Consider the following 12,933-nt stretch of genomic DNA (forward strand, 5'->3'; position numbering starts at 1 on the left):
CGGGTATCGTCACCGCTGACGGCGCGGGAGGTGGCGGATGGACGCACAGGGGCTGGCGGATTTCGAAGCCGAGCGTCCGCGCTTGTTCTCGCTGGCCTACCGGATGCTCGGCTCGGCGGCCGAAGCCGAGGACGCCGTGCAGGAGACCTACCTGCGCTGGGAAGCCGCCGATCGCGGCGAGATCCGTTCGGCGCAGGCCTGGTTGACCACGGTCGTGGTGAATCTGTGTCGCAGCTGGCTGGATTCGGCGCGGGCACGGCGGGAGAGGTATGTCGGGCCGTGGCTGCCCGAGCCGGTGCCGACCGGTGCGGGGGAGCTCGGCCCGCTGGAATCGGCGCAGGAACGCGAGCTGGTGTCGTTGGCGCTGCTCACCGCGCTGGAACGGCTCACTCCGGTCGAACGCGCGGTGTTCGTGCTGCGCGAGGCCTTCGGATATTCGCATCGTGAGATCGCCGGAATGCTCGAGCTCACCGAAACCAATGCGCAGCAGATCTTCCATCGCGCGGGCCGACGAGTGCGGGATGGCAAGGCGCGCTTCGATATTCCAGCCGAGCAGGCGCGTGCGCTGATGGAGCGGTTCTTCGCCGCCGCCCGCAACGGCGAAATCGCCGCACTGGAGCAGATGCTCGCCGCCGACGTGGTCTCGGTGGCCGACGGTAACGGCATGGTGGGTGTGGCCCGGCGGCCGGTGGTCGGTGCGTCGAAGGTCGCGGTGTACCTCACCAAGCTCTTCGGCTGGGTGGTGCCGGGTGTGACGATCGAGATCGTCGAGGTGAACGGGCTGCCCGCGGTCTGCGCCTGGGCCGGCGGCGCGCCCCTCGCGGTCTGTACCGCCGATTCCGACGGCGAGGTGGTGACGGCGCTGCGACTGGTGGTCGCGCCGGGCAAGCTCGCCTACTTCGGCCGCACCGCCGCCTGAACCGGTCGAGGGCCGGAGGCGGTAGCGGAGCGTCACCACGTAGGCCCTCCGGGCCAGGCTGATTCGGCACCGCCCGAGCAGTGTGACCGGCCTCACTTCCGCGAGCTGTCAGGGATCGGCGGGCCATCCGGTCTGAGTGGTGTCACCGTCCCCACTCCCTGAGGAGCCCACCATGAGCGCACAGCATCGGATCGTTGTCCTCGGCGCCGGATACGCGGGCTTGGCGGCTGCGCGCCGGTTCGCGAAGAAGACGCCCGGCGCCGACGTCACCGTGGTCGATGCCCGAACACATTTCGTCGAGCGCGTGCGGCTGCACCAGCGCTTCGCCGGCCAGCAGACCCGGGCGTGGGAACTGCGAGAACTCTTGGAACCCAGGGGTATCGGCTTCGTGCACGCCCGGGTGACCGAGCTCGACGCCGAGCGCGCGCTGCTGCGATTCGCCGATCGCGAACCGCTCGGCTACGACACGCTGGTCTACGCGCTCGGCAGCGTCGCCGACGACGCCGGGGTGCCGGGCGTGGCCGAATACGCCTATTCGGTGGCGACGCCGGAAGCGGCGGCCCGCATCCCCGCGGACGGCCCGATCGTCGTGGTCGGCGCCGGCGCGACCGGCATCGAAGTGGCCGCCGAACTCGCCGAATCCCGCAGTGACGTCCGCGTGGAGCTGGTCAGCGCAACGGAACCGGGTGCGTGGTTGTCACCGCGGGCGCAGACGCATATCCGCCGGGTGCTGGAAGGGCTCGGTGTCCGGATTCACGCGGCGGCGAAGGTCATCGAGGTGTGTGCGGACGCGGTGCGGCTGGCCGATGGGACCTCGCTGCAATCCCGTGCCACCGTGTGGACCACCGGTTTCGGTGTGCCGCAGCTGGCCGCGCGGGCAGGTCTCGCGGTGGACGCGCACGGCCGGATCCGCACCGACGCCACCTTGCGTTCGGTCTCGCATCCGAACATCTACGCTGCCGGCGACAGTGCTGTGGTCGCCGGTCCCGGTGATCGTGAGCTGCGGATGGCCTGCGCGACCGCGCTGCCGACCGGCTCCTACGCCGCCGCGGCGATCACCGCTCGCCTGCGCGGCCGGGAACCGGGCGAGCTGAAGTTCCGCTACTACCTCCAGTGCCTGAGCCTCGGGCGTCATGACGGCGTCATCCAGTTCGTGCGCGCCGACGACGCACCTGGACGAATGGTGCTGACCGGGCGCACCGCGGCGCGGGTCAAGGAGACGATCGTGCGCTTCGCGGCCGCCGGGGCAGGCGCGAAGTAGCAATCGTCAACCAATGGTTGACGACACTGGGTCGTCAACCTATGGTTGACGCATGACTTCTTCGCTCAAGCTCGACGACCTCATCGAAGGCATCAAAAAGGCCCGCCCCGACAACGTCCTCGATCAATTGGCCGATGCCATGGTCGCCGCCGGACACCTCGGCGAACTGGCCGATCACCTGATCGGCCACTTCGTCGACCAGGCCCGCCGCTCCGGCGCCTCGTGGACCGATATCGGCGCGAGCATGGGCGTCACCAAACAGGCCGCGCAGAAGCGGTTCGTGCCCAAAGCACCCGGTGACGCGGGTGCCATGGACCCCGAAGCCGGCTTCGCTCGCTTCACGCCACGCGCCAGGAATGTGGTCATGGCGGCTCAGGAGGCGGCCCGCACGGCCGGTAACACGCAGATCGCGCCACCGCATCTGGTGCTCGCGCTGCTGTCCGAACCCGACGGCCTCGCGGCCAAGGAATTGCTCACCCAGGGCGCCACGGTCGAGTCGGTGCGTGAGGCTGCCACGGCTGCCCTGCCGCCAGGTGGCGGTGAGGTGCCCCCGCTGGTGCCGTTCGACCCCGAGGCGAAAAAGGTGCTCGAACTGACCTTCCGCGAGGCGCTGCGGCTCGGCCACAACTACATCGGCACCGAACATCTCCTGCTCGCCCTGCTCGAGCAGGAGAACGGTACCGGCGTGCTGTCCGGTATCGGCATCGACAAATCGACTGCGGAGGCGCATCTGGTCGAACTGCTCGCCGGTCTCATCGAGAACAACAAATCCTGAATCCCGGCCGCGCTCGCCTCGCCGCGGCCGATCGGCGAGCCGGCATCACCGGATGATTGCCGGAAGGTCGCGGCGGGGTGGCAGCTGGACGTGCGGCCGCCCCGCCGCCGGCACTGCCGGTAACCTATAGCAATGGCGGATGATGAGAACTCCGACCTGATCGCGGGGGAACGGCGCGACGATCTGTTGCGCGCGCTGTCGTATGTCTCGACCGAATCTCTCGATGACGGCAGTTACATCGTCAACGGCGACCTGCCGCCCGAGGTGGCGCCGCCGTTCATTCGGGCCATCATGCGGGTGGAGGCCGAACTGCTGATCAACGACGCCGAACTCGTCACCGTGGACGAGGGTGAGCCGCGCTCGCCGGAGGAGCGGCGCGCCGATGCGTTCCTCGCGCTGGCGTTGCGAGTGACCGATCGTTTGCAGGGCTAGCCCGGGCCCGACCTTGCACTCGTCACGGGCGAGTGCTAAAAAGGGCTTGGCACTCTCTACCCGTGAGTGCCAGGTCGGGACGGTGAGATCGGGTATCCAAGACACCCCTGGTCGTCCGTCGCGGGCACCGAGCCTGGCCAGCGTAAATAGGGTGGCCCGACAATGCGGTCATCCTGTGTGTCAGCCTCATTACTTGGAGGATCTCACCGCAATGGCCAAGACAATTGCGTACGACGAAGAGGCCCGTCGCGGCCTCGAGCGGGGCCTGAACAGCCTCGCCGACGCGGTCAAGGTGACGCTGGGCCCGAAGGGTCGCAACGTCGTGCTGGAGAAGAAGTGGGGCGCCCCCACGATCACCAACGATGGTGTGTCCATCGCCAAGGAGATCGAGCTGGAGGACCCGTACGAGAAGATCGGCGCCGAGCTGGTCAAGGAAGTCGCCAAGAAGACCGACGACGTCGCGGGCGACGGCACCACCACCGCCACCGTGCTGGCCCAGGCGCTGGTGCGCGAGGGCCTGCGCAACGTCGCGGCCGGCGCGAACCCGCTGGGTCTCAAGCGCGGCATCGAGAAGGCCGTCGAGGCCGTCACCGCCAGGCTGCTCGACACCGCCAAGGAGGTCGAGACCAAGGAGCAGATCGCCGCTACCGCCGGTATCTCGGCCGGCGACCCGTCCATCGGTGAGCTGATCGCCGAGGCCATGGACAAGGTCGGCAAGGAAGGCGTCATCACCGTCGAGGAGAGCAACACCTTCGGCCTCCAGCTGGAGCTCACCGAGGGTATGCGCTTCGACAAGGGCTACATCTCGGGTTACTTCGTCACCGACCCGGAGCGTCAGGAAGCGGTCCTCGAGGATCCGTACATCCTGCTGGTCGGCTCGAAGGTTTCCACCGTCAAGGACCTGCTGCCGCTGCTGGAGAAGGTCATCCAGGCCGGCAAGCCGCTGCTGATCATCGCCGAGGACGTCGAGGGCGAGGCCCTGTCGACCCTGGTCGTGAACAAGATCCGCGGCACCTTCAAGTCCGTTGCCGTCAAGGCCCCGGGCTTCGGTGACCGCCGCAAGGCCCAGCTCGCCGACATCGCCATCCTCACCGGTGGCGAGGTCATCAGCGAAGAGGTCGGCCTCTCGCTGGAGACCGCGGGCATCGAGCTGCTCGGCCAGGCGCGCAAGGTCGTCGTCACCAAGGACGAGACCACCATCGTCGAGGGCGCGGGCGACGCCGAGGCCATCAAGGGCCGCGTCGCGCAGATCCGCACCGAGATCGAGAACTCGGATTCGGACTACGACCGCGAGAAGCTGCAGGAGCGCCTGGCCAAGCTGGCCGGCGGTGTTGCGGTCATCAAGGCCGGTGCCGCGACCGAGGTCGAGCTCAAGGAGCGCAAGCACCGCATCGAGGACGCCGTCCGCAACGCGAAGGCTGCCGTCGAAGAGGGCATCGTCGCCGGTGGTGGCGTGGCCCTGCTGCAGTCGGCTCCGGCTCTGGACGATCTGAAGCTCGAGGGTGACGAGGCGACCGGCGCGAACATCGTGCGTGTCGCGCTGTCGGCTCCGCTGAAGCAGATCGCCTTCAACGCCGGCCTCGAGCCCGGCGTGGTCGCCGAGAAGGTTTCCAACCTGCCCGCCGGTCAGGGCCTCAACGCCCAGACCAACGAGTACGAGGACCTGCTGGCCGCCGGCGTCGCCGATCCGGTCAAGGTCACCCGCTCGGCCCTGCAGAACGCGGCCTCCATCGCGGCCCTGTTCCTGACCACCGAGGCCGTCGTCGCCGACAAGCCGGAGAAGGCCTCGGCCGCTCCCGCCGATCCCACCGGCGGCATGGGCGGCATGGACTTCTGAGTACTGCCTCCCGGCAATACATCTCGAACCGAAGGCCGGTCCACCACCAGGTGGGCCGGCCTTCGGCGTTCCTGCCGCAGTACCCCCGTAACCCTCATGCGGCCGGCCGGCTCCTTCATTCGGATGACCTAGGGTGCATCGTGGAATTCGGCGGGGCGTGAACCGCTCCGAGGCGCAACGGGGCCCAGGCGGTCATGGCGAGCTCGGCGACCCGGCTCAGGAAGTGCCGTGGGCGTCGTCATGGCGAGTGGAGGTCGGTACATTGCTGGGATGGCCGGACGCATGTGGCAAACGTTGCGGGAGAACGCGTGGGCTTATCTGACGTGGTTCCTGCTGACCGGCGCATTGATCGCGTGGGGAGTGGCGGGGTGGCTCGATTCGGACGTGGTGTGCCGCAGGTGGAGCTTCACCGAGATCAGCGGCTACGTGATATCGCCCGACCAACTGTGTAATCCGGATGAGACAGGCCGGTGGGGGACCAGTCACGCCCGAACGAAACAGGCCAACAATGCCCTCGACGGCGTCAAGGTCGTCGTCGGTGCGGCGCTATTGGGGCTGGTGAGCCACGGCGTTGTGCTGAAGGCGCGTGCGCGGACCGAAGATCCGGTGTCCGAGTAGGGAAACCGGCGGCCCCGAGCCCGAATCACCTGTCCCGCAACCATTTCTCGATCCGATCAATGGTGCTGTCCGGATCGGTGATCCACCCGTTGTGCCCGAGCGGCCGCGTCTCGTGCCAGGTGGTGATGTCGGCGTTGGGTAGCTTCTCGAGCAGGTGGCGGGCGGAGGGTTCGGGGGTGAGGTCGTCGCCGGTCATGGTGATGGACAGGACCGGGAGTTTGAGGCGGGCGATGCGTTCCTCGTAGTCGATGTCGGCGCCGACGGGGACGAAGCGGCCGGTGCGGGCCAGGCGCGCCCAGTCGGAGATCAGGACTTTGGATTGGCGGCCGAAGCCGTTGGGGCCGAAGCGGTCACCGGGCCAGAAGCCGGCCAGGTTGGCCGTCAGCGAGACGGCGGCGGTGCCGACCAGCATGCCGGGCCCGGTGAGCCCACGGTAGCCGCGGTAGTAGGGGGTGCCGGAGGCGATCAGGATGAGCCCGCCGAGGCGGCCCCGGATGCGGGCCGCGTACATGACGCCGAGCTGGCCGCCCATGCTGTGGCCGAGCAGGTAGGGCGTGCTGTCCGGGAAGCGGTCGCGCACCACCTCGAACATGGCGGGGAAATCCACCGAGACCAGTTCGTGGTAGCCGTAGGTGCTCGACGAGTCGGGTTTGGGGGTGCTGGCGCCGTTGCCGCGTAGCTCGGTGATCGCCACGTCGAAGCCGCGCTCGGACAGCAGCCGGGCGAAGTATCCGTAGTACTCGCCGGGGACGCCGAGGCCCGGCACCAGCACCACGACCGGGCGCGGCACGTCCGGCGTCACCGGATGACGATGGGCACCCGAGGCCGACAGCAGCCGCACCGGGACGGTGCTGCCGTCGGGCATCTGGATCGGTACGGTCTCCACGCGCCAAGGCTACGCGGAGTACCCGGCCTCGATCACGCTCCGACGGCACCCATGATGACCCGGCTGAGCACGCGGATCACGTCGTCGAGGGGGCGGCGCGGTTCCGAGCCGCTCCATTCGTCGACCACATAGTTGACCGCGCCGATGATGGCCAGCATCCGCATCTCGTAGTCGCCGGGCGGGATCTCGCCGTGCATGGCGGCGTCCTCGGCCGCGCCCGCGAGCAGCGAACCCCACATGCGGCGCAGCTCGAGCCGCAGCTTCTCCACCTTCGGTCCGGCGCCGACCACCTCGACCAGTGCCACTCTGGCCTTGCGCGGATCGGTGCCGATGGATTCCACGTACGCGCGGACCGCGGCGTCGATGCTCTCCACCGCGCTGGCTTCGGACCGCTCCGCCAGCGCCGCCTCGACCGCGGCGCGCGATTCCCGATGGATCTGCTCGTACAGCTCGATCAGCAAGGATTCGCGGCCGGTGAACTCCTCGTAGAACTGCCGCGACGACAGCCCCGCATCCTTGCAAATGGCGCCGACCGAACTGTTGGCGTATCCGTCGCGCGCGAAAACGGTCAGACCGGATTCCAGAAAACGCGCACGCCGCTGGCGCTGCCGGTCCTCTACGGGTTGCCCGGCATACATTCGTCCCGTATTCGCATCCTGTGACATTGGGGCAGACAATACCGAAGGGCCCGATCCCCTCGTCATGGATCGGGCCCTTCGCCGCAACTGACGGCCGACCGCGCGTCGGCCGAGTTGGCAAGTCTGCGTCGGCTCGTTATTCGCTCGTGGCGCCGGGGCAGGCGAGATGTTCGACACTCACCGGCCTTCCCCATCGCCGACGGCATGCGAGCGACTATCCGAGCACGTCGGATGGAACACCTGTCAAACACGAACTCCGATCTGGGATTATCTGGCCAGTGTCACTGGCTGTTTGCCGAATCGGACGATACCGAGAGCTACGGCGGCACGGGCGATTTTGAAGGGAATTTCTAGAATTATTTAGAAGGCTTCGGCGCGGAAACAGAGGCGGTACCGCCCATTGACCTACCGTGGCCGAATGGGGACCGCACTGCTCTACGGATTGGGCACGGCAGTGCCGTTGGTACTCGGCGCCGTTATCGGTCTGCGGTGGTCGTTGCCGAAGCCGTTGCTCGCCTCGCTGATGGCCTTCGGCGCGGGCACCATGATCGCCGCGGTGACCAATGAACTGTTCGAGCCCGCGTTCGTCGAAGCGGGTGCGTGGATCGCCGGTATCGCACTGTTCGCGGGCGCGACGGTCTACGTGGTCGCGAACCGCTTCATCGAACAGCGGCTCGGCCCCACCGCGATCGGCTGGGCATTGATGCTCGGCACGGTGCTCGACGGCGTTCCGGAGAACACCGCGCTCGGCGTCTCGCTGTCCGGCGGCGGGGGCGTGGTGCTGCTGGTCGCGGTGGCGGTGGGGAATGTGCCAGAGGCGATCGGCGGTTCGGCGCTGATGCGCGACCGGCACGGCTTCGCGCCCGGGCGCGCACTGGCATTATGGACCATCACCGGCGTGGTGCTGGTCGTGGTCACTGTGCTGGGAAACGTGCTCTCCGACAACCTTTCCGGGACGCAGATCAGCACTGTGCAAGCGTTCGCGGGCGGTGCGACGATCGCCGTCCTCGCGGATTCGCTCATGCCAGAGGCGTACCGCGAAGGTGGATGGTGGGTCGGGATCGCCACGGCCGCAGGTTTCCTCGTAGCTTTCGTCCTCGGCTAGCGCCCGCCGAAGGCGGTGGCCTTACGCAAAGTTCCGACTACCTCACGCAGCTTTCACCCGTACCGAAATGCCACAGCCTACGCTGCGAGCCCGATGACGACCTCGCGCTCAGCGGATGACAGCTCGAATCGGGAGCCGGCGGGTCAGTTCGGGGTCGCGAGGAGGGCGGGTAGGTCTGCTATCGAATCGATGACGTGATCCGGTTGGCGTGGCGACGCTTCCAGTACGGCGGTGCGGAACTTGCCGGTGCGCACCAGGACTCCGGTCATGCCGACATCTTGGGCGGCCAGCACGTCCGAGTGCAGGTCGTCGCCGATCATCACGACCTGCTCAGGTGTCAGGTCCATGGTCGCGGCGCAGGTGCGGAATCCGGTGGCCGACGGCTTCCCGATGACGGTGACGGTGGCGTTGCCCGCGGCTTCGAGGCCGGGCAGGTAGGTGCCGGTGTCGATGCGCAGGCCGTCGTCGGTGGCCCAGGTCATGCCGCCCTGCATGGCGACGACCGGTACCCCGTCGAGCATCAATTCGACGACGCGACTGAGCGCGCGGTGGCTGAATTCGGGGCCTGCGCCACCGAGGACGACGACCTCGGGGTCGGTGTCGTCGAGCCGCAGGCCGGCCAGGTCGGCGTCGATTTCGCCGTGATTGAGCACCCAGGTGCGGGCGCCGGGGTGGTTGCGGCGCAGATATTCGACGGTCATGCGGGCCGCGGTGACGATCTCGTCGGCGGAGACCTCGATGCCCGCCGCGCACAGCCGTTCGGCGATCTCGGCCTGGGTGCGCGAGGTGGTGTTGGTCAGGAAGGCGCGGCGCAGACCCTGCTCGGCCAGGCGCCGCACGGCATCGGGTGCACCGGGCAGGGCGCGCCAGGAAGTCACCAGCACGCCGTCGATGTCGTAGAGCACGCCGGCTGTCCGATTCGGCTCGGCCATAGCGTCACTGTAGACCGGCCGCCGGGGCGCGCGGGGGCGTGTCGGCAGCATGATCGGGTCGAAAGATGCGGGAGCGGAGGGGGTTCGAGCGCGCCCGCCCGGCTCTCGCCCGATCGACCTTCGCCCGCCCGGCTCGGCGATCCGCACGGCCTGCACGGCAAGATCGTCGCGCCGGTCCAGAGCAGCTCGACGACGGCATCGGCCGCACCTGTTAGGGCTAGTGCCGCTCTTGTGCGGCGGGCGCCTCGCCCCGGGTGGCGTCGAAGAGGTCCGCGCAACGGGTGAGCAGATCGATCAGGGTCTGGCGTTCCCCGGCGGTGAATCCGGCCGCGACGGCCCGCTCCACGGCGACGGCGCGGACGTCCGCGTCGCGCATGACCGCCTCACCCGCCTCGGTGAGCCGGGTTTCGAGGACGTTCTTGTGCCAGGCGTGCGGGGTGCGCTCGATCAGGCCGCGGTCGACGAGGTTGGTGAGCACCGTGTTCATCGTCGGCGGCGTCACACCGCACAGCCGGGCCAGTGCGGCGGCGGAGATGCCGGGGTTCTCGGCCAGGTAGAGCAGGGCCGCGTACTGCGCAACGGTGACGCCCGCCGGCTTCAGCGCGGCGTTCTTGGCCGCGTTCAACGCCTGCTCGGCGCGTTTGACATACGAACCGATGCGTTCGTCGGCGGGCATGGACGTCATACGGGCATCGTAACCAGCCTTCCCATCATTAGAGTCTTGACGAGCATTAGAACCCTAATCTACATTCGTGCACGCCGATCGGTTTGGCTACGAATAAGCTGTCTGCAAAGGGGTCCACACCATGTCTCACGCATCGCCTCGCCGCTGGTCGGCGGCGGTATTCGCGGCAACCGCCACTCTCACCCTCGCCGGATGCGGCGGTACCGCGGAATCGGCGGAACCCGCACCGCGTATCGAGACCGCCTTCGAACTGCCCGGCGATCGCGTCTACCCGGAGGGCATCGCGGTCGACGAGCGCAACGGCGACATCTACGTCGGCTCCTTCGCCGACGGCACGATCTACCGCGCCGCGGCCGGGGCCGAACGGGCCGACGTCTTCCTGCCCAGCGGCACCGACGGCCGCGTCACCGCGAACGGGCTGCGCGTAGACTCGGCCGGGCGGCTCTGGGTGACCGACTCGACGGCCGGGGTGAGCGTGTACGACATCGCCTCGCGCGCCCTGCTCGCCCGGCTCGACGTGCCCGGCAGCGGCGAGCGCTTCGTCAACGACATCGCGATCACCGCCGACGGCACCGCCTACCTGACCGACAGCAAACGCGCCGTCCTCTACCGCGTCAGCCCGGCGGACCTGAACCGCGTCATCGCTGGTGGCGGCCGGGGTGAACTGACCGTTGGCTTCGACCTGAACCCGGTGATCGAACCGCACGGTCCCGAGGCCTACACCCTCAACGGCCTCACCGCCGATGCCGCGGGCAGCTTGCTGCTCGTCGTCGATTCGGCCGGTGGCGATCTCTACCGGGTGGACCTCGGCAGCGACGCCGGAGGCGCTATCGGCAAAGTCGATCTGAACGGCGGTGAGGTGTCGATGGGCGACGGCCTCGAGTTGGATGGCACGACGCTGCGGGTAGCCCAGAACATGAAGAACACCGTCGTCCGCTGGACCATCACCGCGGACGGCACCGGCGCGAAACGCGAGGCCGAACTGTCCGATCCGACCCTCGCGGTCCCGACGACGCTGGTGCATATCGACGACCGAACCCTCGTCGTCGCATCGCAATTCGACAAGGGCGGCCCGCTCGGTCCCGGTACTCCTGCTACCCCGTTCCGCATTCTGTCGGTAACCGGGATCTGAGCTCGCACCGCCGGACGCGTCGCGTCCGTTCGGGCGGATCCGCGGCTCGGCGTCACCAGTCCCATCCGACGGTGGCCGCGCGATCCGCGCACCGTGCACATATATCCATCAGCCGGGAACAAAAATCGCCAACTGAACACATATATTCGTCATACTGTTGTCATGCGACGAGTGGAGTACCGGTGACGGATTCGGGGTCGGCGCTGCTGGTGCGGGCGTTGGAGGCCAATGCGTCGCATACCTCGGAGTCGGTGCGGGCGGTCACCGCCCGGTTGATCCGGGACGGCTCGCTCGAGGCGGGGATGCGGTTGCCCACCATCCGGGAGCTCGCGCAGCATTGCGGATTGAGCACGCGCACGGTCGTGGCCGCGTGGGGTGAGCTGCGCAAGGAAGGTCTCATCGCCACCAATCGGCGCGGCGGGACGGTGGTGGCCGCGATGGATCGGGCGCCGGCCGGGCGCACGCTCGCCGATCGTGACCTGCTCACCGGCAGCCCCGATTACGACCTGCAACCGGATCTGGCGCCCGCGATGCTGGCCGGGCTGCACACCGAGCGGCTCAACCGGCCGGGGCGCGAGTACATCACCGATCGGTTGCGTGACGCGGTCATCGACGGCTGGCCCTTCCCCGCCGAAGCATTCGTCGCCGCGGGCGGGGGTTCGGAGGGGCTTTTCCTCGCCGTTCATGCCGCCGCGCACACGGGTTCGCTGGTCGCGGTGGAGGAGCCGGTGATGCCGGGCTTCCTCGACACCCTGGCCGACGTCGGCTACGAAGTGGCCGGCATCGAATCCGATGAATTCGGCGCCCTGCCGGACGCATTGGCTGCGGTGCTGCGCCGGTCGCCGTCGGTGGTGGTGCTGCAACCGGAGGGCGCCTATGCCGCGCGCGGAGCGCTGTCGGAGGCCCGCGCCGCCGAACTGGCCGAGGTGTTGCGCGCCGCCGAAACGGTGCCGTGGATCGTGGAGGACGATGCGGTCGGGCCGCTGGCCTACGCGCAGGCTCCGTCGCTCGGCGGCTTCTTCCCCGAGCGCAGCGTCCGGGTGCGCAGCTACTGCAAGGCGTACGGGATGGATATCCGCACCTGCGTCATCGGTGGTAGTGCGGAACTTGTCGAACGAGCCATCCGCGGCCGGGTGCACGGTATCGCGGCCAACAGCCGGATCTTGCAGGATGCCTTGGCGCATCTGATCGCCGACCGGTCCACCGCCGCACTGATCGAGACCGCCCGCGATCGGTATGCGGCGCGGCGCTCCGGGCTGCTCGCGGCCCTGCGGGAGCGTGGCGTCACCGCACGATCCGGAGTGAACAGCCTGGTCGTGTGGGTCGAGGTGGCCGATGAACAGAGCGCACTGCTGGGCCTGGCCAGGCACGGGGTGATCGTGGGCTCGGGCGCGAAATCCCATGTCGCGCCGCAGCGGCCGGGGACGGTCCGGGTCGCGGTGCCCCAGCTTCCCGATGATCCAGCCGCCCTTGCCGAACTCGCCGGTCTGCTGGCCGATGCGGCGGGCGCAACCCTGCGCGAGTTCTTGGACTGAACGGAATCGCTCTCTCGGGTGGAGGGTGCGCCGTCCGCCGCCCACCACGCGCAACGCCCTCCGCGCCGCCCGTTGCCGCTGGCCGCACCACACGCCGCGCCGCTGGCGCGCAATGGACCGGGCGGCACAAGCCCGGTGCTGGGCCACTGTGAACGCTTCATGGGGCCGAATTCGCTGG

At 68.6% G+C, this 12,933-nt stretch carries 13 protein-coding genes; 9 read left to right on the plus strand and 4 right to left on the minus strand.

Annotation, left to right across the window (positions count from 1 at the left end; genetic code table 11):
* Positions 1–37 precede the first annotated feature (37 nt).
* From AC4HOU_RS10040 to AC4HOU_RS10065, 6 genes are all read left to right on the plus strand, one after another.
* Positions 38–919, plus strand: a complete 882-nt coding sequence (locus AC4HOU_RS10040) for an RNA polymerase sigma-70 factor (RefSeq protein ID WP_490724398.1) — start codon at positions 38–40, stop codon at positions 917–919.
* A 172-nt stretch (positions 920–1,091) separates the two neighbouring features.
* The gene (locus tag AC4HOU_RS10045) at positions 1,092–2,180 is read left to right on the plus strand and encodes an NAD(P)/FAD-dependent oxidoreductase (RefSeq protein WP_490724399.1); all 1,089 of its coding nucleotides are present in this window, start codon (positions 1,092–1,094) and stop codon (positions 2,178–2,180) included.
* 52 nt (positions 2,181–2,232) lie between these two features.
* Positions 2,233–2,955 carry a Clp protease N-terminal domain-containing protein gene (locus AC4HOU_RS10050; protein WP_194990586.1) on the plus strand — a complete coding sequence of 241 codons (723 nt, stop codon included), beginning with the start codon at positions 2,233–2,235 and terminating at the stop codon, positions 2,953–2,955.
* A gap of 132 nt (positions 2,956–3,087) precedes the next feature.
* Positions 3,088–3,387, plus strand: a complete 300-nt coding sequence (locus tag AC4HOU_RS10055; protein WP_104360706.1) for a DUF222 domain-containing protein — start codon at positions 3,088–3,090, stop codon at positions 3,385–3,387.
* 211 nt (positions 3,388–3,598) lie between these two features.
* Positions 3,599–5,224, plus strand: a complete 1,626-nt coding sequence (gene groL, locus AC4HOU_RS10060) for a chaperonin GroEL (RefSeq protein ID WP_490724400.1) — start codon at positions 3,599–3,601, stop codon at positions 5,222–5,224.
* 270 nt (positions 5,225–5,494) lie between these two features.
* On the plus strand, positions 5,495–5,842 hold the full coding sequence (locus AC4HOU_RS10065) for a hypothetical protein (RefSeq protein WP_490724401.1): 348 nt from the start codon (positions 5,495–5,497) through the stop codon (positions 5,840–5,842).
* Positions 5,843–5,867: 25 nt separating this feature from the next.
* Here AC4HOU_RS10065 and AC4HOU_RS10070 read toward each other — a convergent pair whose 3' ends face one another.
* Together AC4HOU_RS10070 and AC4HOU_RS10075 are read right to left on the minus strand one after the other, a co-directional pair.
* Positions 5,868–6,728 (minus strand): alpha/beta fold hydrolase, encoded by an 861-nt coding sequence (locus AC4HOU_RS10070; RefSeq protein WP_194990588.1) that lies wholly within the window; start codon positions 6,726–6,728, stop codon positions 5,868–5,870.
* Between the two features lie 32 nt (positions 6,729–6,760).
* Complete coding sequence (locus tag AC4HOU_RS10075) at positions 6,761–7,393, minus strand: TetR/AcrR family transcriptional regulator (protein WP_228783132.1); 633 nt, start codon at positions 7,391–7,393, stop codon at positions 6,761–6,763.
* A gap of 391 nt (positions 7,394–7,784) precedes the next feature.
* Between AC4HOU_RS10075 and AC4HOU_RS10080 the strand changes: the two genes are divergently transcribed.
* Positions 7,785–8,471 (plus strand): ZIP family metal transporter, encoded by a 687-nt coding sequence (locus AC4HOU_RS10080; protein WP_163810413.1) that lies wholly within the window; start codon positions 7,785–7,787, stop codon positions 8,469–8,471.
* Positions 8,472–8,614: 143 nt separating this feature from the next.
* Here the strand turns inward: AC4HOU_RS10080 and AC4HOU_RS10085 are convergent, their stop codons facing one another.
* Entirely contained in the window at positions 8,615–9,403 is a 789-nt protein-coding gene (locus AC4HOU_RS10085; RefSeq protein WP_490724402.1) for an HAD-IIA family hydrolase, read from the minus strand.
* A 217-nt stretch (positions 9,404–9,620) separates the two neighbouring features.
* On the minus strand, positions 9,621–10,088 hold the full coding sequence (locus AC4HOU_RS10090; protein WP_228815172.1) for a MarR family winged helix-turn-helix transcriptional regulator: 468 nt from the start codon (positions 10,086–10,088) through the stop codon (positions 9,621–9,623).
* A gap of 121 nt (positions 10,089–10,209) precedes the next feature.
* On the opposite strand from AC4HOU_RS10090, the gene AC4HOU_RS10095 reads away from it, so the two are divergent.
* Together AC4HOU_RS10095 and AC4HOU_RS10100 are read left to right on the plus strand one after the other, a co-directional pair.
* Positions 10,210–11,220, plus strand: a complete 1,011-nt coding sequence (locus tag AC4HOU_RS10095; protein WP_490724403.1) for an SMP-30/gluconolactonase/LRE family protein — start codon at positions 10,210–10,212, stop codon at positions 11,218–11,220.
* A gap of 182 nt (positions 11,221–11,402) precedes the next feature.
* On the plus strand, positions 11,403–12,755 hold the full coding sequence (locus AC4HOU_RS10100) for an aminotransferase class I/II-fold pyridoxal phosphate-dependent enzyme (RefSeq protein ID WP_490724404.1): 1,353 nt from the start codon (positions 11,403–11,405) through the stop codon (positions 12,753–12,755).
* The last annotated feature ends 178 nt before the right edge of the window (positions 12,756–12,933 follow it).

It is taken from the genome of Nocardia sp. JCM 38205 (genome assembly GCF_058222935.1).

What these genes read in the sequence shown, in the direction of transcription:
- AC4HOU_RS10040 (WP_490724398.1), top strand. Translation starts at nt 38, where the DNA reads ATGGACGCACAGGGGCTGGCGGATTTCGAAGCCGAGCGTCCGCGCTTG.
- AC4HOU_RS10045 (WP_490724399.1), top strand. Translation starts at nt 1,092, where the DNA reads ATGAGCGCACAGCATCGGATCGTTGTCCTCGGCGCCGGATACGCGGGC.
- AC4HOU_RS10050 (WP_194990586.1), top strand. Translation starts at nt 2,233, where the DNA reads ATGACTTCTTCGCTCAAGCTCGACGACCTCATCGAAGGCATCAAAAAG.
- AC4HOU_RS10055 (WP_104360706.1), top strand. Translation starts at nt 3,088, where the DNA reads ATGGCGGATGATGAGAACTCCGACCTGATCGCGGGGGAACGGCGCGAC.
- groL (WP_490724400.1), top strand. Translation starts at nt 3,599, where the DNA reads ATGGCCAAGACAATTGCGTACGACGAAGAGGCCCGTCGCGGCCTCGAG.
- AC4HOU_RS10065 (WP_490724401.1), top strand. Translation starts at nt 5,495, where the DNA reads ATGGCCGGACGCATGTGGCAAACGTTGCGGGAGAACGCGTGGGCTTAT.
- AC4HOU_RS10075 (WP_228783132.1), bottom strand. Translation starts at nt 7,393, where the DNA reads ATGTCACAGGATGCGAATACGGGACGAATGTATGCCGGGCAACCCGTA.
- AC4HOU_RS10080 (WP_163810413.1), top strand. Translation starts at nt 7,785, where the DNA reads ATGGGGACCGCACTGCTCTACGGATTGGGCACGGCAGTGCCGTTGGTA.
- AC4HOU_RS10085 (WP_490724402.1), bottom strand. Translation starts at nt 9,403, where the DNA reads ATGGCCGAGCCGAATCGGACAGCCGGCGTGCTCTACGACATCGACGGC.
- AC4HOU_RS10090 (WP_228815172.1), bottom strand. Translation starts at nt 10,088, where the DNA reads ATGACGTCCATGCCCGCCGACGAACGCATCGGTTCGTATGTCAAACGC.
- AC4HOU_RS10095 (WP_490724403.1), top strand. Translation starts at nt 10,210, where the DNA reads ATGTCTCACGCATCGCCTCGCCGCTGGTCGGCGGCGGTATTCGCGGCA.